Source organism: Dehalococcoidia bacterium (assembly GCA_041649635.1).
Lineage (GTDB): Bacteria > Chloroflexota > Dehalococcoidia > E44-bin15 > E44-bin15 > JAYEHL01.
The window spans coordinates 19762-41223 of record JBAZMV010000008.1; the positions used below are offsets into that span (position 1 = coordinate 19762).

A 21462-nucleotide genomic window follows, 5' to 3' on the forward strand; every position below is an offset into this window, starting at 1 on the left:
GAACCCCAATATAAAGAAACATGTGGCAGAAATAGCAATATCCATCATTTAAACCTCAATCAAAGCATGATAGCCGAGAACTATATCCTTCCATGACTTGTATTGAAACGTCGATTTAGCCGCTTCCGCAGGTGTTTTGTTATTTAACGATTCATGCGGCCTAAAGAAGTTATAATGCACGAGCCAACCGTCCATAATAAGCTTTGCCGTCTCTTTGTTCCTCATACCCCTCATGACCTTCGTGCGGGCTTTCAGAGTGCCGTGAAAACGCTCAATAAGGTTGGTATTAGGTTGGATTTTGAAACCCTTCGTCTGTATGTGTTGTGTCTCAGAGCCGAACGATTTCTCGATACCATCCAAATAAGCTGCTAACTTATCCGTGATAACTATCTTTGGAGATTTACCCACCCGCTCTGCTGCCCTCTCCATTAGTATCTTTGCGCTGGCAGTGGTGCGATTTAATGAGAGGTAAGAAGCTAGTAGAAATCTGGTTTTGTCGTCTATGATGTCCCAAAACCATACGTCTTTGCCTTCGTCCATCTTGAGAACAGTTTCATCGGCTATCCATGTGTCGCCAACGGTAATATCCGATATTACGGCTTCTTCTACCGCCGCTTTGGTGAATTTAAGTATCCATTCATAAACCGTAGAATCCGACGGGTAGATGTTGTACATACTCTGAAGTTGCCGACGGATAGCATCTATAGAAAGCCCGTCATAAAACATGCTGATAGCCGATGCTATTTGAGTTGAAGGGAAGCGCATTCCAGGTAGAGCGTCATTGTCTACGAACGTATGACCGCAATCACGGCATAGGTAAAGCTGTGTTTGCCCCTTCCTGCCGTTTTTAACTACATTCCTTGATCCGCAATACTTACACCTCACAAAAGTAGTTGTAGTGAGAGAAATCCGACATATACCCTTATCATTACATGTAGTTATTGGCTCTTGATAAGGAATGGAGTGTTCAGGACGGATAACATGCTCAGTGTGTTCTAGTTTATGTGTCATGGCTTCGGTTCTCCTATGGATTTAAAAGGTAATGGAAATTCATCGGAATCATATCTAGTCTCTCCAACACGAGCAAATAAACGAGCGGCGATATCTTTAATCTGTAGCTCTTTTGGAACTTCAAAAAATCCTTCCCATGAACTCCCTTTAGAAACTTCTTTAGGCGGGAACTCTGTTGGAATTTCTTTCCCAGCTATTTCTAACTTAAATTGAGTAATAGGTAATGATTCAGATGTAGTACCAAAGCCAGCTTTCACTAATACTTTAGCGTTGCCTTCAGTTTTTACGTTACCGAACATCACACTATAGTAATCACCATAGTCTATAGATTCAACTTGGCCGAAAATTCTTAGTGCTGGTATAGAATTTTCGGCAGTCACGACCTTGTTATTACCCTGATTTGTTTTTCTATCTTTGAAATATTGATAAATTGCCCACGAGACAAGTATTAGGGCGATCACTAACAATACGTATATCACTGCATCAGGCATATTACTCACCATCTTATCAATAAAAATTAATATTAGACTAACTCCAAAACTTAATACACCGCCGATTGCTTTTTCCCGCATGCTTCTACCTCCGTAGCTAGAGATAGAAGCATTATAAACTTAAAGTGCCTCATCATCCAAACCAAGCAAACAGTACCTTCTGATGGTACCTGTTGACAGATTGACGCATAAGTGGTAGGCTCATGACATCTTCATAGTAGGAGGAATGAATGCAAGCTTATTGTATGAAGTGCCGAAAGAAGGTAGAGATCAGCAACCCCAGGTCGATTAAGATGAAGAACGGTCGGCCAGCTACCCAGGGGACATGCCCCAAGTGTAAGACCAAGGTATTCCGTATCGGCAAATAGGGCAGGGAATGTTTTATCTATGAATAAGGCCACTTGACGTGGCCTTATTTGTTTATACGGAAGGTGATTAAGGTTAAAAATGCACTAATTGCCTCCGTGTGACGGCGGCTTGAAGACTTCCTGAAATTAAACGTGCGTTACCCGATGTTTTAACCGAAACGGCCGGTTATAGCCGCTTCCGCCAGCACGTGGCCTGATATCGCCTTTTGGAACTCTGCCAGGGTGTCGCCCGGCTTGAGCTTCAGTTCGGTATCAAGCGCATACACTTTATACTCATAATCATGCACGCCTGTGCCGGGCGGCGGGTTCGGGCCGGCGTAGACGTCGCCTTTCTGCCCGAATTCAGCCGCGGTTCCGGTCAGGATCGTGCCGAAATCGGTCTCTTTGTTCAGGGACCTTTCCGTGCCCGGAATGTTTATTAATACGAAGTGGGCGTACTCGCCCCCTTTAAGTTTTTCCTTCGGGGGCAGGGTTATGTTACCCCACTCGGAGATGGTTTTGTTCGCCGCGTAGTTCTTGTCAATCACGGTAAGAGCAAAGGTTTTAGTCTTCTCCGGAGCCTGCCTCCAGACTAAGCCCGGAAATTGATTCCCCTCCATCGCCCCACATTTTGCCGGCAATTTCCCGCCGTTCTCGAATACATTCGACCTGATATCCATGTATCCACCTCCGATTTTTTTTGGGATAGCTTCTTTTAGCATTTTTTTATAAATAAATCAAGGGTTTAGGCTTTAGGTAAAAAATTAAGGTAAAATCCCTGAAAAGCCTGCAAAATATTTTCTAAAAAAGGGAGAAGGACATCGGCCGCGTACTCGTCTGACGACTGCTATATCGACATGATTTATACCTAGGCGCGGCTATGTTTGCCGTAATCCTTTATATGCGATGAAAGAAAAAAAGGGGGAGCCGTTGAGGCTCCCCCTTCGCATATCGTCGATCGAGTTTACGGCTGGCCTATGATGCAGATGCTGGCGATGAACCTGCCGGGGTTGCCGCCCTGGTTGTGGCCTAATGCGAACTTAACATCCTTGAGCTGGCGCTCGGGAAGCTGGGCCAGGCCCAGTATCTCCTGGTAGCCCTCGAACACTTCGCGGATGCCGCTGGCGCCGACGGGATGGCCGAACGACTTCAGGCCGCCGCCGACGTTGAACGGGTGCGCGCCGGTCAGCGCCAGCTCGCCCGCCTCTATGTCGTGTTTAGCCTTGCCCTTTTCGCACATGCCCAGGTCCTCGTATGTTATCAGCTCGGCGATGGAGAAGCAGTCGTGCACCTCGCACATGCCAATCTCTTTCTTCGGGTCTTTGATGCCGGCGTCCTTGTACGCCTGCTGGGAAGCCCTGACCGTCTCCTCCCAGTGTGTGTAGTCGTAGTCGGTCCTGACCTTGCCCATGCCAGGGCCCGTGGAGAGGCCGAAGGCCTTGATTGTTACGTAATTGCCGTCGGGCTTGAACTTCTTGGCATCCTCGGCGCGGCACAATACCGCCGCCGAGCCGCCGTCCGTCACGCCGCAGGCGTCGAACAGGCCCAAAGGCCAGGCGATCATCGGGGCCTTCATGACCTGCTCCTCGGTGACCTTCATGCGCAGGTGGGCGCGCGGGTTCAGCGAGCCGTTGTAGTGGCTCTTGACCGATATCTTGGCCAGCGTGCGCTTGCCCTCCTCCGGGCTCAGTCCGAACCTGTGGAAGTAGCGCGTCGCGGCCATGGCGTACCTGGCCGGGGCCGTGTCGCCGGAGCCGATAACGGGGTGCCACTTCTCGCTGCCCGAAGCCTGGACCGCCATGGGCAGACCGCCGTATCCGGTGTCTTTCAGTTTTTCATATCCTACGGCCAGCACCACGTCGTATGCCTTTGCCATCAGCGCGAAGGCCGCCGCCCTGAGCGCCTCCATGCCGGTGGCGCACACGTTCTCCATCCTGCTGACCGGTTTGTAATCCAGCTTCAGCGGGGCGGATAGCTGCGTGGCCGTCGATCCCATTATGGTGCCGACCCATGCCGCATCGATATCCTTCGGCTCGACGTTGGCGTCCTTGAACGCGTCATAGGAGGAGTCGATCACCAGATCGTAGCTGTCCTTGTTCCACAGTTCGCCGAACTGGGTGCAGCCCATTCCGATTATAGCTACTTTATCTTTAATACTCTCAGCCATTTAAGTCATCTCCTCCTATGATACCCTGACCGGCCGGCTCTTCCAGAAGTAGTTGTGCACTCCGGCTCCATCGTGGATTTTTCTGAAGGTAAATTCCACCTTCATGTCGATGTTGACTTTCGACGTGTCGCGGTCGGTCATCTGGCAGTAGAACCGTCCTCCGCCATCCAGATCGCAGATGGTCCATACACGGGGCGGATCGACCTCTACGGCACGCTCGTCCATGCTGAACGTAAATACAATTCCCTTCTTATCGGAAATCCTTACCTCTTCATAGTCGTCTTTGGACTGGCAGTATGCGCATATCCGCTGGATGGGGAACTGCAGCTGGCCGCACTTGCGGCATTTGCCGCCGTGCAGCGGTATCACCTGGTTGCGGTCGCGCCACATCATGGGCAGGGAGCTCATGTACTGCGGCCTGCGGTCGGCCTCTCCCTGCATCAGGTTGCGGAAGCGCACGTATTTCTCGTAGCTCGCTATCGGCATCTTGGATTCGAGGTGTTTCTTGACGCCCCTGCGGTTCTTGATATTTGCTATCTTATCGGTTACCTGAAGGACTATGGCGTCCGCGCCGTCGCCGTAATTGGCCAGCAGTATCTTATCGCCGGCCTTGGCCTCCTCGAGCGCCGCTATCAGCATCATGGGCGCGAGAGCGGCTCCGGTGTTGCCCAGGGCGCCGTACAGCGGGTTCTGCACCTGGCTCTCCTCAAGCTTGAGCGCCTTGGCGAATCTGCTGTGGCTCCTCGCATCCGGCCCGTAAAACACCACCTTGGCGAAATCGCCGGTCTTCATGCCGGTTTTCTTGAGCAGCCCCTTTATGGCGTACATCATCTTCTCTGTGTAGCCGTGTTCTATGATGAACCGGTCTTCCCACGTGCGAAGGTAGGCATCCTCGGTTCTCTTCCATACGTCGATGAAATCGCTGGATATGGAGTAGCTGTCCACAAACTCCACCGCAACGTCCTCATCACTTATGATGAAGGCTGCGGCTCCGTCGCCGAATACCGGCTCGGACTCGGAGGCCGGGGGCGCCAGGCGGCAGTCGGCGGCGGTTACCAGAACGTTCTTCGCCGAGCCGGACTTAACCGCTTCGCAGGCGACCTTGAGCGCCGCGGTTCCCGCCCTGGTCGAGCTGGTTATATCCATGGTATTGACTTGATTGCCCAGATCCACCGCCCCGGCCACGATACTGGCGGACATCTTCTCGATATACGGCGGCGTGGTGGATGCAAATAACAGGCTGTCGACAATCTTGCGGTCATAGCCGGCAAGACAATCGACGGCGGCCTCCACCGCCATGGTGATGCTGTCCTCATCGTAGTTGGCCACGGCCCTCTCTCCCTTGCCTCCTCTTCCTCCCCAGGCTCGGGCCAGTTCGGCTTCGCTTAATCTGTAAACAGGTACATAAGCGCCAAAAGATTTTATCCCGATCACTGTTCGCTCCTCTCTTGTTGAATCAAAATGTGAAAGTCGACCGTGATTATTTTAATCGTTGGCGGTGTTCAGGTCAAATTTCAGAATGGAGAAATGGGTGGTTTACCCCCTACAATCCCCCTTGAAAGGGGGAAACAATATCCGAACCCCCTGTAGTCCCCCATACGTTGGGGGACATAATTAGAATCCGGGGGACACCCCCGGTTCCCCCGGCCCCGATAAATCGGGGCACCTCTTTCTAGAGGCTGTCATTGCGAGAAGTCCTTCCTTGATAAAGCTATAGGAAGGACGACGCGGCAATCTCGGTGGTGATAAGGGCGAACACAGGGGTTCGCCCCTACATCGGGATAAACGTAGAGGCACGGCGAGCCGTACCCTTTATCTACGATTGAATGTGAAAGCGGGGCTGTGCATATAGGGATGATTGGTACTATAATGTTGAAAATGCAGAAGCTGGTTGAAGGGGCGCAGCGCCTTGGATTAACACTTACGCCGCGGCAGATAGAGCGCTTTCAGGTCTATTATGATGAGCTTGTCGATTGGAACCGAAGGATGAACCTCACCGCTATAGTCGATTACGACGAGGTGCAGGTCAAACACTTCCTCGATTCCCTAACCGTTTCCGCAGCATTTTCTGATATTCCCTCGACGGTCGTCGATGTTGGTACGGGCGCAGGGCTGCCGGGAATGGCCTTGAAGATTGTACATCCCGAGATCGCTTTGACACTTATCGATTCGGTGCAGAAGAAGGCGCTGTTTCTCAATTACCTCGTCGATGTCCTTAAGCTCGACGGCGTAGAAATCGTGACCGGGCGCGCCGAGGAACTGGCGCACGATGAATGTTACCGCGAACGCTTCGATGCGGTGCTGGCACGCGGCGTGTCGAAGATGGCCGTGCTTGCCGAGTTGACGCTGCCCTTCTGCGCCGTCGGCGGCGTGTTAATCGCCATGAAGAAGCGGGAAGATCATGGCGAAGTCGATGCGGCGGATGCGGCGTTGCGGATGATGGGCGGACGGCTGAGGCGGGTCGTCGGCATAGACCTCCCGGAACTCACCGACAGGGCGCTTGTCGTTGTAGATAAAGTGAAATCGACCCCTGATAAATATCCGCGGCGCAGCGGCATACCTCAGAAACGCCCGCTGCTGAGGAAAGCGGAGGAGTTCAGTTGACAGAGGACAACGGGATAAAAGATCCCTCCGTGCAGAAAGCGGCCGTGGTTCAGGAGAAGAACTTCCTGCGCAAGCGGTTTTTTAATTTCCGCACACTGATATCTCTCGTATTGGCAATCGGCCTGATAGTGGTCATTTTCACTCAGCTTAATGTCGACTTTGCCGCGATGTGGGATAAAATAAAAGGATGCAATCCGGGGTATTTCGCACTCGGCTTCATTTGCTATTATTTAAGTTTCCCGCTCCGGGCTTTGAGGTGGCGTTACCTTCTGTATCATGCCGGGATGCGCAAAGACCAGGGCGTGGACATGCCGTCGCTACCGTCGCTGACGCAGATGGTGCTTATGAACTGGTTCGCCAACTGCGTGCTGTACGCGAGGCTGGGCGATTTCTATCGCGCTTACCTCTTTAAAGAACGCACCGGGGTCAGCTTCTCAAAGACGGTGGGCACGCTGCTTTCAGAGCGCTTTCTCGATGTTCTTGTGATAGTTTTATTAACGGTCGTCTCTATCATCTGGCTGCTTCTTACGGGCGGTCATGACTGGAAGGTGTTCGGGACCGTTCTTATCATCGGAATCGTCCTGCTGCTGGGGATGATCCTGGTTCTGGGCGGGATGGGTAAGTTCGGACACAAACTTGTTAACCTTATGCCCAAGAAAATAAGTATCTTCTACACCATGTTCGAGCAGGGCGCCCTTAGCAGCTTCGGGCAGCTCCGCATGCTCACCTTTCTCACGGTGGCCATCTGGCTGCTGGAGGCCGGACGGCTGATCCTGGTGGCTCAGGCACTGGGGTTCGATATCGTGCAGGTCGGCATAGCGCTGTTCATCTTTGCGTCACTGGCCAACGCCCTGATAACGGCGATACCCCTGACGCCGGGCGGTCTGGGGCTTGTGGAGCCGGGGGTGGCCGGGCTGCTGATGATAACCGGCCTTGCCAGGGCGGAGGCGTGGTCCATCACCCTGGTAGATCGCAGTATAAGTTTCCTTAGTGTAATCGCCGTGGGGCTGCTGGTGTTCGCTTACTGGCATGTGATGGAGGCTGTGCGAAAACGGCGTTCAGCGCGTGCAGATATAAAATAGAATGTGTGGTCAACCCCCTGCTGTCCCCCTTGAAAGGGGGAAACAATATCCGAACCCCCTGTTAGTCCCCCATACGTTGGGGGACATTTATTAAATTAGGGGACACCCCTATCCTTCCGTATTGCGGAAGGACCGCCAGAGGGCGATCCCTCTGGACTTCCCTGTTACTATTAAGAAATCGCTTATGCGGAAAGACACTTATTTTTCGACAGGGCCGCCAGGCAGCAGCCGTTGCATTTCGGCTTCTTGCGGCAGACCTCCTTGCCGTGGCGCACCAGCAGCGCGTGGTACTCGTTGAAGAACCCCTCGTCGTGTTTCAGGTTATCCATGAACAGCTGACGGTATGTTTCATAGCTGTCGTTTGCTGACGCAATCCCCAGTCGACCCATGATTCGCTTCGTATATGCGTCGATGACGAATACCGGGCGATACGCGGCGTAGAGCAGTATCGAGTCAGCGGTCTCCGGCCCGATGCCGTGTATCGACAGCAACTCATGCCGCAACGATGCGGTGTCGAGTGCGAACAATTGGTCGAGGCTGCCATCGAATTTGTCGTGCAGTCGCTCGACGAAGGCTTTTACCTTGGTCGACTTGGCGTTGTAGTAGCCCGACGGCCGTATCAATATTGCTAGATCGCCAGTCGGTATTGAGTGGAGCGATTCAGGGCCGAGGACACGCGCCGTCTTGAGGTTGGCGATTGCTTTCTCTACATTGCTCCAGGCCGTCGACTGCGTGAGTATCGCGCCTATGACGACCTCGAATGGTGTCTCGCCGGGCCACCAGTGCTGCGGGCCGTAGCGGTCGAACAGTCGGTTATAGATGTCGTTCAGGGCTTGGGAGGTTTTCTCAGCTTTGCTACCCATTCCGGCATCCTTAACTCATTTCGGGCGATCTTCGGGATCATGTACGACTTGATGTCTATCACGGGCGTGCCGTCGATTGCGTCCAGCCCCTGCACCCTGAGCACGTTGCCGCGTCGCTCCAGCAGTTTGACGATGGTGATGCCTATGGAGTTGGGGCGGTGTGGGGAGCGGGTGGCGAAGGTGCCTACCAGCGGCAGGTCGGCGCGGCCGCGGGGGTGGACCTTGACGGGCGGCGGGGTGTTCGGCGATACCTTGTGCATCCAGAAAAGCACGATGATGTGAGAGAACTCCTCGATGCCGTCCAGCAGCTCGGTCCACTTCGCGTCGATCTCTATCTCGGAGACGATGTTCTGGTGCTCGTGGAAGCCGGTCTTCTTGATCTCGTTGCGCACCACGCCGATCGGGGTTAGTGTGATTTCGTTCATAGCGACTATAATTTTATCACGTTTTGATAATGAAGGAATCTAAGAGCGTCGAGTAAAATGTTATGGATTCCGGCCTGCGCCGGAATGACGAAACGCCTCTCCAGTTACAGCAATCTATCATACAGGTCGTTCCATTCAGGATTGGAGAGTTCTATCATTTTCACCTTCCAATTCCGCTTCCATTCCTTAATGGCTTTCTCTCGGGTAATTGCTGACTCCATTGTTTCATGTTGCTCATACCAGACCAGCATATGAACTTCATAACGCTTTGTGAAGCCCTCGGCGGCATTATTCTTGTGTTCCCAGATACGCTTTATGAGGTCTGATGTGACGCCGACGTATAATGTGCCGTGCTTGCGGCTAGCGAGAATGTATACCGCTGGTCGTTTGCTCATTTGTATTCGGTAAATAGCTGTGGATTCCGGCCTGCGCCGGAATGACGGAGGAATAACACTACTCCATCGTTCCCCCGCCTATCGTCACTCCGGTGAAAACCGGAGTCCACGTTTGAATTCTCTTGTCACGCTCTATTTTGCAGGCGGAGTTTTAATCGCCTTCCCGCATTTAATGCACTGACCGGGGACTCTATCGTCTGCATACCACTTACCACATGAAGGGCAGATTACTGACATAATACCATCTCACTTTCAAAAACTCTTGTATGCTTCAAGCTCGCAAGGCGTTTACTGTCCCCGCGCCTGCTTCAGCTTCTTGGTAAGCACGGGCACTATCTCGAACAGGTCGCCGACGAGGCCGTAGGTGGCCACCTCGAATATGGGGGCGTTGGGGTCCTGGTTGATGGCGATGATGACATCCGATGTCTGCATGCCGGCAAGGTGTTGCACCGCGCCGGAGATGCCGCAGGCGATGTAAACCTTGGGGCAAACCGTCTTGCCGGTCTGGCCCACCTGGTGCGAGTATGGTATCCAGCCCTCGTCCACGGGCGGGCGCGACGAGCCCACCGCCGCGCCGAGCATACCGGCCAGCTCCTCGATCAGGGCGAAATTCTTGGGGTCGCCCAGGCCGCGGCCGCCGGACACGATGATTTCTGCGTCGTCGATCTTTATCTTCTCGCTGAGGTCTTCGACGAAATCGAGCAGCTTTGTTCGAGCCGTAACGGATTCCTTCTTGAAATCGATCTTTACTATCTGGCCCTTGCGCAAACCGTCGGGGGCGGACATCTTGAAGACATGGGGACGCACCGTGGACATCTGCGGGCGTTTCGCCTGACATATAATCGTCGCCATCACATTTCCGCCGAATGTTGGGCGCGTCTGAAGCAGGAGTTTGGTCTCAGGGTCGATGTCTAGGCCGGTGCAGTCGGCTGTAAGACCTGTGTATAAGATCGAAGCCACGCGGGGGATGAACGAGCGTCCCAATGCGGTCGCACCGGCGAGCAGAATCTCAGGCTTGTGTTTGTTTATCAGGTCGACGAGCGCCGCGGTGTAGTAATCCTCCTGATGGTCGGCCAGCGCCGCATCGTCGATGGCATAAACCTTGTCGGCTCCGTATGAAATGAGGCTGTCGATATCGCCGACGTTGTGCCCGATGCACACGGCGGCCAGCTCGGCACCCAGCTTGTCGGCCAGCTTGCGCCCCTCCGATACCAGCTCGTAGGAGACGCCCTTCAGCTTTCCGCCGCGCTGCTCGGCGAAGACCCAGACGCCGCTGTGGCCCTCCGCCTTTTCCTGCTTCACGCTCTCCATGGCCAGTGCGTCGCAGGGGCAGGCGTCGATGCATGCGCCGCAGAGGTTGCAGCCGTCGGCTATGACCACCTTGTCATCTACGAGGCTGATGAGGCCGAAGGGGCAGGCCGTCTCGCAGGCCCCGCACTGTGTGCATTTGTCTTGATTGATGATTATGGACATGAGATTCCTTTTATCAACCCCCTATATCCCCCACTCTTGGGGGACTTTAGGAGTTGGGGGACACCCCCAATTCCCCTGTCAGGAGAATTTCTCCTGTACCTCTTTCTTTAGTTGCGTGGACCGAGTCGGATGATGACATTACTTGACCTCACCCTCGTCCTCTGTTTCATCTTCTTCCACTATAAACTGGGCGCTGTTGTCACAGCCTTCGATCTCGCACTTAGTTTTCATCTGGGATGGTATCCGGGGACTGTTGGGGTTGTAGCCCAGATCGATCAGGTGGTGTTTGCAGATCGCCAGGCTCATATTATCCCCTCCAGCTTCTTGATAAGCTGGTCCGCCTGCTCTTCGCAGCTGCCGGCGAGCATCTCGCTCTTGCGCTCGCGCTTGGGGAAGAATATCTTGACCACGCGCGTCGGCGAGCCGTTAAGACCCGCTTTATCGGCCTCGGCTCCGATGTCCGCTGCGCTCCACACAGGAATCTTGGCGCTCTTGGATTTCATCGTGCCGCGTATCGACGGCAGGCGGGGCACGTTTATCTCTTTCGATACGGTGATAACCGCGGGTAGGCTCGCCTCGATCGTTTCGTGTCCTTCTTCTATCATGCGCTTGACGCGCATGTGCCCGCCGTCGATCTCCTCTATCTTACTGACGTATGCGATGAACGGTATCTTCAGACTCTCCGCGATGCCGGGGCCCACCTGGCCGGTGTCGCCGTCCAGCGTCTGCTTGCCGCAGATTATCAGGTCGAACGCGCCTGTTTTTTGAATCGCTTTGGAAATCACATACGATGTGGCCCACGTATCGGAACCGGCGAAGGCACGGTCGCTCACCAGCACCGCTTCGTCTGCGCCCAGCGATATCGCTTCCCTGAGCGCGGCGTCCGCCTGGGGCGGGCCCATCGTGATAACCGTCACCTTGCCGCCGTGCTTCTCGCGCAGTCGCACGCCCTCCTCGATGGCGTAACAGTCGAAGGGGTTGATGATGCTCTGCACGCCCTCGCGGACGAGGGTGTTGGTGTTGGGGTCGATCTTTATATCGGTGGTGCCGGGCACCTGCTTGATGCAGACGACGATATTCATTTGCGCAGCGCTTTCCTCTTAAGAAGCTCCATGGCGATGACGTTGCGCAGCACCTGGTTCGTGCCCTCATATATCTGGTTGATCTTGGCGTCGCGCATCATCTTCTCCACGGGGTAATCGCGCATGTAGCCCGCGCCGCCGCACACCTGCACGGCATCGGTGGTCACGCGCATGGCCATGTCGGTGCAGAAAACCTTGGCCATGGCGCCTTCCTCGGAGTAGTTCTTGACGCCGCTGTCGATGGTCTTGGCGGTAGCGTACATCAGCGCCCGTCCGGCCTCTACGTCCATGGCCATATTGGCCAGTATGTGCTGCACGGCCTGGATGGAGGATACCGGGTGATCGAACTGCTCGCGCGTTTTGGCGGAATTGACGGCGGCCTCGAGCGCTCCCTGCGCCAGGCCTACCGCCAGCGCTGCCACGCCGGGGCGGGACAAATCAAGAGTCTTCATGGCAACGATGAAACCCTGCCCATCTTTGCCCAGAAGGTTTTCCTTAGGCACGCGGCAATTATGGAAAACGAGTTCCCTCGTCGCGGAGCAGCGTATGCCCATCTTCTTTTCCTTCTTGCCAAAGGTGAATCCGGGGGTGTCCTTATCGACGAGGAACGCGCTCGCGCCGCGCGGTCCCCTTGTCGGGTCGGTTAAAGCGATTATCGTATATATCTCGGCCTCGCCGCCGTTGGTGATGAACTGCTTGGTGCCGTTGATGACATAATCATTGCCGTCGAGGACGGCGGTCGTCTTTATCCTGCTGGCATCGCTGCCGGCGCTGGACTCGGTCAGCGCGAAGGCGGTGAGCTTATTGCCGCCGGCGACCTCCGGCAGGTATTTGCGTTTCTGCTCCTCGTTACCGTAAAGGAATATCGGTATCGATCCCAGCGCGTCCGCGGCATAGGTCAGCGCTACGCCGCAGCAGGCGCGGCTCAGCTCCTCGACTGCGATGCACAGGCCCACGGCCTGCTCGCCAAGCCCTTCGTATTCCGCCGGGATGAAAACCCTGAACAGGTCGCTGGCGGCTATATCTTTAACTATCGCCCAGGGGAACTCCTCTTTTTCGTCCAGTTCCGCCCGTACCGGCAATATCCTTTCCTCGGCCACCCTGCGGGCCAGCTCCCTTATTAGCTGCTGCTGTTCAGTTAGGAAATAGTCCAATGGCTCACTCCTTTATGGCTGATAGCGTATATTGTAGTGGGTTTTAGCAAAAGTGCGCAAGTCTGGATGTTTTTGGTAAACGGCGCAATAAGTCAAAACATATGTTACTCGATAAAGCTGCTTTAGGGCGTCACGGTCAGTATCTTGCGCACCTGCTCGGGATATCTGGCTATGAAGCGCAGCTCGTCGTCGGTCAGCGGCTTCTGGGTGTGAGCGCTGGCGAACTGCACCAGCTCCAGTATCTGTTTGGCGCTCTCGTTATCGGCGAATGTTACGCCTATCTTTTCGTAGACATGCCTGAACCCCGCGACGCCGCCGAACTCGCCGGTTGTGATTACCCTCCCCGTAGGGATGCGCGTGTCCTCCCCGCGCCCGAGTATCTCATGGTCGAAAAGCTCGTAGTTGCGCCGATCTTTCAGCGCGCCGTCGGCGTGGATACCGGCCTCGTGTGCGAAGATGTTGGCGCCCACGCCGGGCTGGTTTATCGGTATCGGGATACCGAATGCGTACGAAACGTATTTGGCCAGCTTATCGGCCATCCTGAAATCCAGAACGTCGCCGATGGCGTACCGCTGCATGTCCCTGCCGAACTTGAGCGCCAGTATGCAGCTTACCAGGTCAGTCTGCCCGGCCCGCTCGCCCACGCCGTTCACCGACGTATTGATATAGGCGTCCACTCCGCCGTCTATGGCCGCCGTCGCGCCCGAGACCGCGTTGGCCACCGCCATGCCGAGGTCGTTGTGGCAGTGCAGCTCGATGGGCATCCCGGCCTTATCGGCAAGTTTCCCGATGCGATCCTGGATTGTCGCCGGCGTGTCATATCCCAGCGTGTCGCAGTACCTGACACGGTCGGCGCCGGCCTCCCTTGCCGCCAGTGCGAACTCGATGAGATATGAGATGTCGGTGCGGGACGCGTCCTCCGCGTTCACCCCGATGGTGCTGACGCCGTGTCCGCGTGCGCATTGTACGGCATCGACCATTTCACGGATCACGGAATCGCGGTCGAGCTTGCCGTGGAATTTATGCAGTATCATCTGATCGGAGGTTGAGATGGAGACGTTGAGGTCTTTGACACCCGTGGCGAGAGATGCCTCAACATCGGAGACCATGGCGCGGCACCATCCCTCCAACACAAGGTCGTGAAAGATGCCTTCCTCCTTCAGCCCCAGGTTCCCCTGAATATAGTTACGCTCGTGTTTTACCGTGGGGAAGGAGAACTCTGATTGATATATTCCCATCTCGGAGAGATAGAGATTGAGCATGGTCTTCTGAAGCTTGGCCATGATGATGCGGGAGGCCTGGACGGCGTCCCGGTTGGTGACATCGATGAATCTTATCTGAGGCATTTGACTCGTTCTCTAACTTGAAACTTAGCGGCAATATATGGTAGCATAAGGTAGGTTTAGATGCAACGCTGAGTGCACCTTGACAGATTGTTGCAATATACCTATAATTAGCAAACTTTAATATTCGTAAGTAAATGGGCCATGATAATCAATGTATCGCAGCTGCTGCAGGAGCATATCGGCTCCACGCGCAGCTACAAAGTGGATGGTGAGGAGAACTTCCCTTATAAAGGAGAAGTTGTTCTTATCCGTACTGATAAAGGGTTACTTGTGAGAGGCGCTCTCACAACTATGGTTGAGGTGGTCTGCAGCAGATGCCTCTGCGGCTTCGATCAGGAGCTTTATATTGATTTCGCAGAGGAATTCCTGTCGCAGTGTGAGGAGGGGGACTTCATTATTGATGAATATCGGCAGATAGATTTGAGCGAGGTGGCGCGTCAGTACACGCTTCTGTCCGAGCCGATGAAGCCATTGTGTCGCGAGGATTGCGCCGGTTTGTGCCCTCAGTGCGGCAGAAATCTTAATCTCGAGACCTGTGGCTGTGTAAAAGAGATCGATCCTCGCATGGCTATGCTGTCGAGTCTAGTAAAGGATAGGTTGTAAAATGGTTCCATTACCGAAACACAAAACTCCAAAATCAAAACAGGGTCGCAGGCGCTCTCATCTTGCGTTAAAGGCGACCGCTATCGATTCTTGCCCCCAGTGCCACAGCCCCAAGAGGGCCCATCACGTTTGCCTTACCTGTGGAACATATGGCGGCAGGGAAGTGATTAAAATAAAGACAAAGAAAAAGGAATAAAGCTGGCGGATTAAGTCTATGAACGATACGGTAAATCAGACAGGTAATCACGCTTACGTTTTCCCCGGTCAGGGCTCACAGAAAGTGGGCATGGGGCGGGATCTGTATGATGCGTTCAGTTCGACGCGGAAGGTGTTTGAGGAGGCGGATGAAGCATTGGGCATGCACCTTTCCCGGCTTTGTTTTGAGGGCCCCGAGCAGGAGCTGTGCCAGACGGTTAACGCCCAGCCGGCAATACTAACCATGAGTATAGCATGTTTGCGGGCGGCCGCCGAGATATATGGAGAGCTGGTGCGTCCTGCATATGTGGCGGGGCACAGCCTTGGTGAATATACAGCGCTGGTTGCGGCCGGCGTGCTGGATTTTGCTGATGCCGTGCGCCTTACTCGAGAGAGGGGCAGTCTGATGCAGCATGCGGGGCAGATAGCGCCCGGGGGCATGGTTGCCATCATCGGGCTGGACGAGGTCGCCGTTGAAGCGGTATGTCAGGAAACCGGGGCCAAGATTTCTAATATTAACTCGCCGGGCCAGATAGTCATCAGCGGTTCGCGTGAGTCTATGGTGCGTTCTATTGACCTTTCTTTGTCGATGGGAGCTCGGTACAGCAAGCCCCTTAATGTGAGCGGCGCGTTCCATTCTCACCTCATGGAGCCGGCTGTTGAAGGCATGGCGAAAGCCATAACCGATGTCAGATTCAATGATCCTATTGTACCGATTGTCGTTAACAGCACTGCTAAGCCCGTAGCTACCGCCGAAGAGATTAAGCAGGAACTCCTGGACCAAATAGCCAACTGCGTACAGTGGCAGAAGAGCGTTGAGTGTATGGTCAAGGATGGTGTGGGTACTTTCGTCGAAATCGGGCCCGGTCAAGTGTTGACCGGTCTTATTAAGCGCATCAGCAAGGATGCGCGTACTGTTAACGTCGGGGATGTAAGCTCGGTAAAGGGCATGAAGCTCTAGGTTGTTTTTAGATTCAGCACATTTTTGTGTAACTAATCAAACAATCGAGCTGAGAGTTGGCGTGGATTCTGGAAAGCCCCCAGTTTTTGAGTGAAGGTTTACTTGTCTTGCCTTGATTTAGTTTATTTGTTAGCTTCGGCGAAGGTGAAATGAATTGGGAACAAGGAGGAAGGCAAGGGTTAGGGCGCTTCAAGCGCTATTTGAAATAGACTCTGTCGGACATGATCAGGCTGAGGTGCTGGGACGGCAGGCGGAAGAAGATACGCTCGAAGAGGAATCAGTCGCGTTTACGAATGATCTGGTGGAGGGAGTTCTGGGGAATGAGGAGGAGATTGACAAGGTAATAGAGCGGTATGCCCCGGCTTGGCCAGTGGCGCAGATGGCTCTTATAGATAGAAACATATTAAGGCTTGCCATCTTCGAAATTTTGTTTAATAATAAAGTACCAGTCAAGGTTGTAATAAATGAGGCGGTGGAGCTCGCCAAGATGTTTGGCGGAGATAACACGCCGAAGTTCATAAACGGGGTTTTGGGAACCGTAAGCGCCCAGTCGGGAAAAAAGAGGAGGTGATACAGTGGCCACAGTCCTAGAGAGACTGAAAAAAATCGTAGTTGAGCAATTAGGAGTCGAGGAAGATCAGGTAGTGCCTAAGGCTTCTTTCGTCGACGATTTGAATGCGGATTCGCTGGATCTGGTTGAGTTGATTATGGCTATGGAGGAGGAATTCAGCGACGGTAGCAAGCAGATAAGGATACCGGACAAGGATGCCGAGAACATCAAGACGATACAGGATGCTATAGATTACATCAAAGACTTGGGGATAGAGGATAAATAGCAATCATATTTCTTCATCATAGTCTTAAGAACTTAAAAATTTCTCCGCGGATATCGCCGCGGTAGCTCCGTCGCCGGCGGCGGTGATGACCTGTCGCGATGAATTCTTGCGAATGTCGCCCGCCGCAAACACGCCCTTCACCTGTGTCTCCATTCGTTCGTCTGTGATGATAAATCCCTCTTTATCCATCGGGATTTGTTCTTTTAAGTAACCGGTGTTGGGAACCTGGCCTACATAAACGAAAACGCCGTCCACGGCAATTTCTTTCGTTCCTCCCGTCTTAACATTTCGTACTAACAATTGGGATACCTTATCGCTTCCTTTGATCTCTTCAACAACCGTATCCCATACCGGCTCGATTTTTTTATGGGAAAGAGCCCTCTCCTGCGCCGTCTTGGAAGCGCGCAACTGATTGCGACGGTGAATGATAAATACCTTTGATGCGAACCTGGTGAGGAAAACGGCTTCTTCTACCGCCGCGTCGCCTCCTCCCACCACAGCGACGACGCGGTCTTTGAACAACGCTCCGTCGCAGGTGGCGCAATATGAAACACCCCGGTTAGCGAAGATATCCTCCCCCGGGACTCCGAGCCACTTTCGCTCGGCGCCGCTTGCGATGATAACAGCTCTTGCGGAGAGATCGCCTTCCGTCGTTTTTATGTTCTTAGGGTCATTCAGCAGGTCGACGCTGGTGACTTCGGCGGACAGCGTTTCAAGGCCGAACTTCGATGCCTGCTGGTACATCCGCTCTCCTATGTCGAAACCGGATATACCCTCGGGGAATCCGGGATAGTTCTCCACCAGCTCAGCGCTAGCGATGAGCCCGCCGAACATCGCCTTCTCTATTAACATGGTTCGCAGTCTGGCACGGGCAGCATATATACCTGCGCTCAGACCCGCGGGGCCCCCGCCGATTATTAACACATCGTAGTTTGTATTCATCGTCATTGAACGTAGAGGAGCCTGTATTTTATATAACTTCGTCGATTACCTTTTTTAGCTCGGCTTTCGGCTTATATCCGACCATCGACTGCACCGGCTCTCCGTTCTTGAAGATGAGCATGGTCGGAATAGCGGAGACGCCGTATTTGCTCGCATTTTGAGGGGCCTCGTCAACGTTCAGCTTGGCAATCACTATCTTTTCGTTATAATCTTTGGCCAGCTCGTCTAGAATGGGGGCCACCGCCTTGCACGGGCCGCACCACGGCGCCCAGAAATCTACAAGCACCGGCGTTTTAGATTTAATAACCGTCTCGTCAAAATTGCTGTCGTCGATATGAACCGGTTTCGTCATAGCTGTATCCTTCCTTTAAGTTATTCCCTTTCTAATCGCATCGACTATGTCCTGTTCCACGGCCCGCTTGGCGATAAACAGGGCGCTGCCGATAGCCTTGGCATTGCTGCGACCGTGTCCGATAATGACATTCCCGTTCACGCCGAGAAGGGGAGCCCCGCCGTATTCGGAGTAATCAACCGAGTTGAAGGCGTTTTTAAGGGCGGGTTTTAATATGAGTGCGACAATCTTTAAATAAGGCCGGCTTGATAGCGCCTGCTTGACCGCCTGAACAATGACAGAGCCTATGCCTTCGCCCACCTTGATTAATATATTGCCGGTGAATCCGTCGGTGACAACTACATCCGTTCTGTTGTATGGAAGGTTGTTTCCTTCGATATTGCCGACGAAGTTCAAATTTGTGGCCCGAAGCAACTTATTCGCTTCGCATACAATGCTGTTTCCCTTGATATCCTCCTCCCCGTTTGAGAGCAATCCCACCCTGGGCTTTTCCACCCCGAAAATCTTCTCCATATACACGCTGCCCATCTGAGCGAACTGTACCAGGTAGCTAGGCTTACAATTTGCGTTGGCGCCGACATCGAGGAGAAGGATAGGGCTTGATGGCAGTGTGATGAAGATGCTCAATGCGGGGCGCTCTATCCCTTCGATGCGCCCGAGTATCAACGTGGCGGCGGTAGCTACAGCTCCGGTGTTACCCGCCGATACGAAGGCGTCAACCTCTTTGTTCTTAAGCAGTCTCATGCCGACCGATATGGATGAATCGCGTTTATCCCGCATAACCTCGCTGGGGTTATCTTTCATCTCGATTACCTGATTCGCTTCGACGATTGGGAGATTGTAGCTGTGTTTCTTCAACTCCGCCTCGATCACTTCCTTTTTGCCCACAAGTACAATCTCGATCGAATGTTCTCTGGCGGCGGCTATCGCGCCCTCAACTTCGGCGGTGGGGGAATGTTCACTCCCCATGGCATCCAGAGCGATTTTCATATATTTCTATCCTCTTCTTCCCATATGTCGCATTGACCGCCCCATCTGGCTATGACCTTGTCGTCGCGGAGCACCTGCGATATCTCACACAGGGAGTCGCATCTACTGCACTCAAAAGATGAAGCGCTTAGAGCGGCATCTGCGATGTCGAACCCGTTAAAAGAAGTCGTTATATCCCTCGACTTGAATTCTTCATGTACAACAAGCGCCGCGCCGATGGCCCCGGTGATGCCGGGGTAAGGCGGCACGACCACGGACATATCTAGCGCTTCCTCGATGGCTGTTATCATGCCCCGGTTCAAGGCTACGCCCCCCTGGAATACTACAGGGGTCCTGATTTCCTTACCTGTCGCTATATTACTTAAATAATTTCGCGCCAGCGCCCGGCAAAGGCCTTTTATGATATCGGGTCGCCTGTGGCCCATTTGCTGCTTGTGTATCATGTCCGTCTCGGCGAAAACGGCGCATCTTCCGGCTATCTGTACCGGCCTTGTGCTCTTAAGCGCCTCTGCGCCGAAATCTTCGATTTGCATGTTCATGCGCTGCGCCTGCTGATCCAGGAAGCTCCCCGTGCCGGCGGCGCAAACCGTGTTCATCCCCATATCGGCGACGGCACCGTCCCTGATTATGATTATCTTGGAATCCTGCCCGCCGATCTCGATCACCGTCGCTGCGTCCGGGATAAAGTGTAGTGCCGCCGCGGCCTGGCACGAGATCTCGTTTTTCACCAGGTCGGCGTTCACCAGCACTCCGGCCAGGTAGCGCGCGCTGCCGGTCGTAGCTACGCCTGCGATTCGCATGTCGCTTGAGACGGCGGTCGACAGCTCTTTGAGGCCGCGCTGTATCGATACAATGGGCTGGCCCTCGGTGCGAAGATATAGAGAGGTAACCAGTTCGTCTTTGTCGTTAAGGACAGCGAACTTAGTGCTCACCGAGCCCACATCTATTCCTATGTAGATATTATCCGGCACTGGTGAATTCCTTTTTGATATTCGCAACAAGCTTCTTATCCGCCAGCAGGTCGACGGCTGTCATCCCCATAGCCTTAGCCCCGTCCAGCAGCCCGCGGTTGCCTTCGGCTGAAACAGCCGCGTCGCGGAACTCGGGAGAATGGAGCCCTATGTTGCGTGGTACAATCGCAACTTCAGGGTGTATCGTCGGCACCACCGCGCTCACGTTCCCGACATCGCTTGAGCCGGAGGCCTTTTCAGGAATCGGCTCCGGGTCGCGGCCGACGGCGCGCATGTTGGCGGCCATAACGCCGGCCAGCGTCGTGTTGACTAAAATCGGTGAATAGTAATCCTTCCAGGCGTATTTGAGCCTGGCCCCCGTGGCCTTGGCGGCGGCCTGGAAGCATTTGAGCACCTTGCCCTTCAGTTCTTCAATATAGGCCTCGTCTATGGCGCGCACGAGGAAGATGCCAGCCGTGTGATCCGGCACGACGTTCGGCGCATCGCCGCCCTTGGTGATTATGCCGTGTACGCGCGCCCGTTCCCTGATGTGCTGGCGCAGCGAGTTTATGCCGTTGAATGACAGTATCATGGACTCGAGGGCGTTGATGCCTTCCTCTGGCCGTGCGGCGGCGTGGGCTGCTTTGCCGAAGAATTCGACCTCCAGTGTGACACAGGCAAGCGCCCGTGCGCTGGAGAGGTTGTGGGAGGAGGGGTGAACGATCATAGCGATATCGATATCTTTGAACGCACCGCGTTCTGCCATGATAATTTTGCCGCCGAACATCTCCTCCGCAGGCGTTCCTATGACGATCACTCTGCCGCTGTACCTATCGACGGCCTCTTTGGCGGCGACGGCGGCGCCGACCGCCACTGTGCAGATGATGTTGTGCCCGCAGGCGTGACCTATCTCGGGCAGCGCGTCGTATTCCGCCATTAGCGCTATCGCTGGTTTACCCTTGCCGTATGTGGCGCGGAAGGCGGTAGGCAGCCGGCAGATGCCGTGCTCGACCTTGAAACCGTTCGTCTCAAGATATTCGCATAGCCACTTCGCGGCCTTGACCTCGTTGAAGCCGGTCTCAGGGTTGTCGTGAATCTTTTTACTCAGAGCGATAAGCTTGCCGCTCTGAGCGTCGACATTCTTGGTAACAATAGATTTCATCTTCCGGATATCCACCTGTGTTCCCATATCG

26 protein-coding genes are annotated in these 21462 nt (G+C 54.1%); 8 read left to right on the forward strand and 18 right to left on the reverse strand.

Annotated features, from left to right (window positions below):
• Nucleotides 1–48 precede the first annotated feature (48 nt).
• Nucleotides 49–1011: an IS6 family transposase gene (locus tag WC562_09560; GenBank protein ID MFA5056393.1), complete on the reverse strand. Its 963-nt coding sequence runs from the start codon at nt 1009–1011 to the stop codon at nt 49–51.
• The gene (locus tag WC562_09565; protein ID MFA5056394.1) at nt 1008–1583 is read right to left on the reverse strand and encodes a hypothetical protein; all 576 of its coding nucleotides are present in this window, start codon (nt 1581–1583) and stop codon (nt 1008–1010) included. The genes WC562_09560 and WC562_09565 overlap by 4 nt, the downstream gene beginning before the upstream one ends.
• Before the next feature lie 149 nt (nt 1584–1732).
• Between WC562_09565 and WC562_09570 the strand changes: the two genes are divergently transcribed.
• A complete protein-coding gene (locus tag WC562_09570) occupies nt 1733–1870 on the forward strand; it encodes a DUF5679 domain-containing protein (GenBank protein MFA5056395.1) in 138 nt (45 codons plus the stop codon).
• 149 nt (nt 1871–2019) lie between these two features.
• Here WC562_09570 and WC562_09575 read toward each other — a convergent pair whose 3' ends face one another.
• The 3 genes from WC562_09575 to WC562_09585 form a co-directional block, all read right to left on the reverse strand.
• On the reverse strand, nt 2020–2529 hold the full coding sequence (locus WC562_09575; protein ID MFA5056396.1) for a YbhB/YbcL family Raf kinase inhibitor-like protein: 510 nt from the start codon (nt 2527–2529) through the stop codon (nt 2020–2022).
• Between the two features lie 284 nt (nt 2530–2813).
• Nucleotides 2814–4016 (reverse strand): acetyl-CoA acetyltransferase, encoded by a 1203-nt coding sequence (locus WC562_09580; protein ID MFA5056397.1) that lies wholly within the window; start codon nt 4014–4016, stop codon nt 2814–2816.
• Between the two features lie 15 nt (nt 4017–4031).
• Nucleotides 4032–5450: a hydroxymethylglutaryl-CoA synthase gene (locus WC562_09585; protein ID MFA5056398.1), complete on the reverse strand. Its 1419-nt coding sequence runs from the start codon at nt 5448–5450 to the stop codon at nt 4032–4034.
• A 435-nt stretch (nt 5451–5885) separates the two neighbouring features.
• Here WC562_09585 and rsmG point away from each other — a divergent pair, with 435 nt between their 5' ends.
• Together rsmG and WC562_09595 are read left to right on the forward strand one after the other, a co-directional pair.
• Nucleotides 5886–6620: a 16S rRNA (guanine(527)-N(7))-methyltransferase RsmG gene (rsmG, locus tag WC562_09590; protein ID MFA5056399.1), complete on the forward strand. Its 735-nt coding sequence runs from the start codon at nt 5886–5888 to the stop codon at nt 6618–6620.
• Nucleotides 6617–7702: a lysylphosphatidylglycerol synthase transmembrane domain-containing protein gene (locus WC562_09595; protein MFA5056400.1), complete on the forward strand. Its 1086-nt coding sequence runs from the start codon at nt 6617–6619 to the stop codon at nt 7700–7702. The genes rsmG and WC562_09595 overlap by 4 nt, the downstream gene beginning before the upstream one ends.
• 182 nt (nt 7703–7884) lie before the next feature.
• Here WC562_09595 and WC562_09600 read toward each other — a convergent pair whose 3' ends face one another.
• The 8 genes from WC562_09600 to WC562_09635 all read right to left on the reverse strand — a co-directional run bounded on the left by WC562_09600 (nt 7885) and on the right by WC562_09635 (nt 14440).
• Nucleotides 7885–8565, reverse strand: a complete 681-nt coding sequence (locus WC562_09600) for a hypothetical protein (protein MFA5056401.1) — start codon at nt 8563–8565, stop codon at nt 7885–7887.
• Nucleotides 8529–8990 (reverse strand): tRNA (N6-threonylcarbamoyladenosine(37)-N6)-methyltransferase TrmO, encoded by a 462-nt coding sequence (tsaA, locus tag WC562_09605; protein MFA5056402.1) that lies wholly within the window; start codon nt 8988–8990, stop codon nt 8529–8531. Before tsaA ends, WC562_09600 begins: the two co-directional genes overlap by 37 nt.
• A gap of 104 nt (nt 8991–9094) precedes the next feature.
• Entirely contained in the window at nt 9095–9385 is a 291-nt protein-coding gene (locus WC562_09610; protein ID MFA5056403.1) for a GIY-YIG nuclease family protein, read from the reverse strand.
• Nucleotides 9386–9673: 288 nt separating this feature from the next.
• Nucleotides 9674–10858, reverse strand: a complete 1185-nt coding sequence (locus WC562_09615) for an electron transfer flavoprotein subunit alpha (protein MFA5056404.1) — start codon at nt 10856–10858, stop codon at nt 9674–9676.
• 138 nt (nt 10859–10996) lie between these two features.
• Complete coding sequence (locus tag WC562_09620) at nt 10997–11164, reverse strand: hypothetical protein (protein MFA5056405.1); 168 nt, start codon at nt 11162–11164, stop codon at nt 10997–10999.
• A complete protein-coding gene (locus WC562_09625; protein MFA5056406.1) occupies nt 11161–11940 on the reverse strand; it encodes an electron transfer flavoprotein subunit beta/FixA family protein in 780 nt (259 codons plus the stop codon). Before WC562_09625 ends, WC562_09620 begins: the two co-directional genes overlap by 4 nt.
• Nucleotides 11937–13094, reverse strand: a complete 1158-nt coding sequence (locus WC562_09630; GenBank protein MFA5056407.1) for an acyl-CoA dehydrogenase family protein — start codon at nt 13092–13094, stop codon at nt 11937–11939. The genes WC562_09625 and WC562_09630 overlap by 4 nt, the downstream gene beginning before the upstream one ends.
• 122 nt (nt 13095–13216) lie before the next feature.
• The gene (locus WC562_09635; protein MFA5056408.1) at nt 13217–14440 is read right to left on the reverse strand and encodes a homocitrate synthase; all 1224 of its coding nucleotides are present in this window, start codon (nt 14438–14440) and stop codon (nt 13217–13219) included.
• 141 nt (nt 14441–14581) lie between these two features.
• Here WC562_09635 and WC562_09640 point away from each other — a divergent pair, with 141 nt between their 5' ends.
• The 5 genes from WC562_09640 (at nt 14582) to acpP (ending at nt 17035) form a co-directional block, all read left to right on the forward strand.
• Nucleotides 14582–15043, forward strand: coding sequence for a DUF177 domain-containing protein (locus WC562_09640; GenBank protein ID MFA5056409.1), 462 nt, complete (start codon nt 14582–14584; stop codon nt 15041–15043).
• 1 nt (nt 15044) lies between these two features.
• Nucleotides 15045–15239, forward strand: coding sequence for a 50S ribosomal protein L32 (gene rpmF, locus WC562_09645; protein ID MFA5056410.1), 195 nt, complete (start codon nt 15045–15047; stop codon nt 15237–15239).
• 18 nt (nt 15240–15257) lie between these two features.
• Entirely contained in the window at nt 15258–16199 is a 942-nt protein-coding gene (gene fabD / locus WC562_09650) for an ACP S-malonyltransferase (protein MFA5056411.1), read from the forward strand.
• A gap of 154 nt (nt 16200–16353) precedes the next feature.
• Nucleotides 16354–16770 carry a transcription antitermination factor NusB gene (gene nusB / locus WC562_09655; protein MFA5056412.1) on the forward strand — a complete coding sequence of 139 codons (417 nt, stop codon included), beginning with the start codon at nt 16354–16356 and terminating at the stop codon, nt 16768–16770.
• 4 nt (nt 16771–16774) lie between these two features.
• Complete coding sequence (acpP, locus tag WC562_09660) at nt 16775–17035, forward strand: acyl carrier protein (GenBank protein ID MFA5056413.1); 261 nt, start codon at nt 16775–16777, stop codon at nt 17033–17035.
• A gap of 24 nt (nt 17036–17059) precedes the next feature.
• Here acpP and trxB read toward each other — a convergent pair whose 3' ends face one another.
• From trxB to WC562_09685, 5 genes are read right to left on the reverse strand one after another with little or no spacing between them, the layout of a single operon-like run.
• Nucleotides 17060–17977 (reverse strand): thioredoxin-disulfide reductase, encoded by a 918-nt coding sequence (gene trxB / locus WC562_09665; GenBank protein MFA5056414.1) that lies wholly within the window; start codon nt 17975–17977, stop codon nt 17060–17062.
• A gap of 28 nt (nt 17978–18005) precedes the next feature.
• Nucleotides 18006–18329, reverse strand: a complete 324-nt coding sequence (trxA, locus tag WC562_09670; GenBank protein ID MFA5056415.1) for a thioredoxin — start codon at nt 18327–18329, stop codon at nt 18006–18008.
• A 15-nt stretch (nt 18330–18344) separates the two neighbouring features.
• Nucleotides 18345–19319: a phosphate acyltransferase PlsX gene (plsX, locus tag WC562_09675; GenBank protein ID MFA5056416.1), complete on the reverse strand. Its 975-nt coding sequence runs from the start codon at nt 19317–19319 to the stop codon at nt 18345–18347.
• Nucleotides 19316–20290: an acyl-CoA dehydratase activase gene (locus tag WC562_09680; GenBank protein MFA5056417.1), complete on the reverse strand. Its 975-nt coding sequence runs from the start codon at nt 20288–20290 to the stop codon at nt 19316–19318. Before WC562_09680 ends, plsX begins: the two co-directional genes overlap by 4 nt.
• Nucleotides 20280–21431, reverse strand: a complete 1152-nt coding sequence (locus WC562_09685) for a M20 family metallopeptidase (GenBank protein MFA5056418.1) — start codon at nt 21429–21431, stop codon at nt 20280–20282. The genes WC562_09680 and WC562_09685 overlap by 11 nt, the downstream gene beginning before the upstream one ends.
• Nucleotides 21432–21462 lie beyond the last annotated feature (31 nt).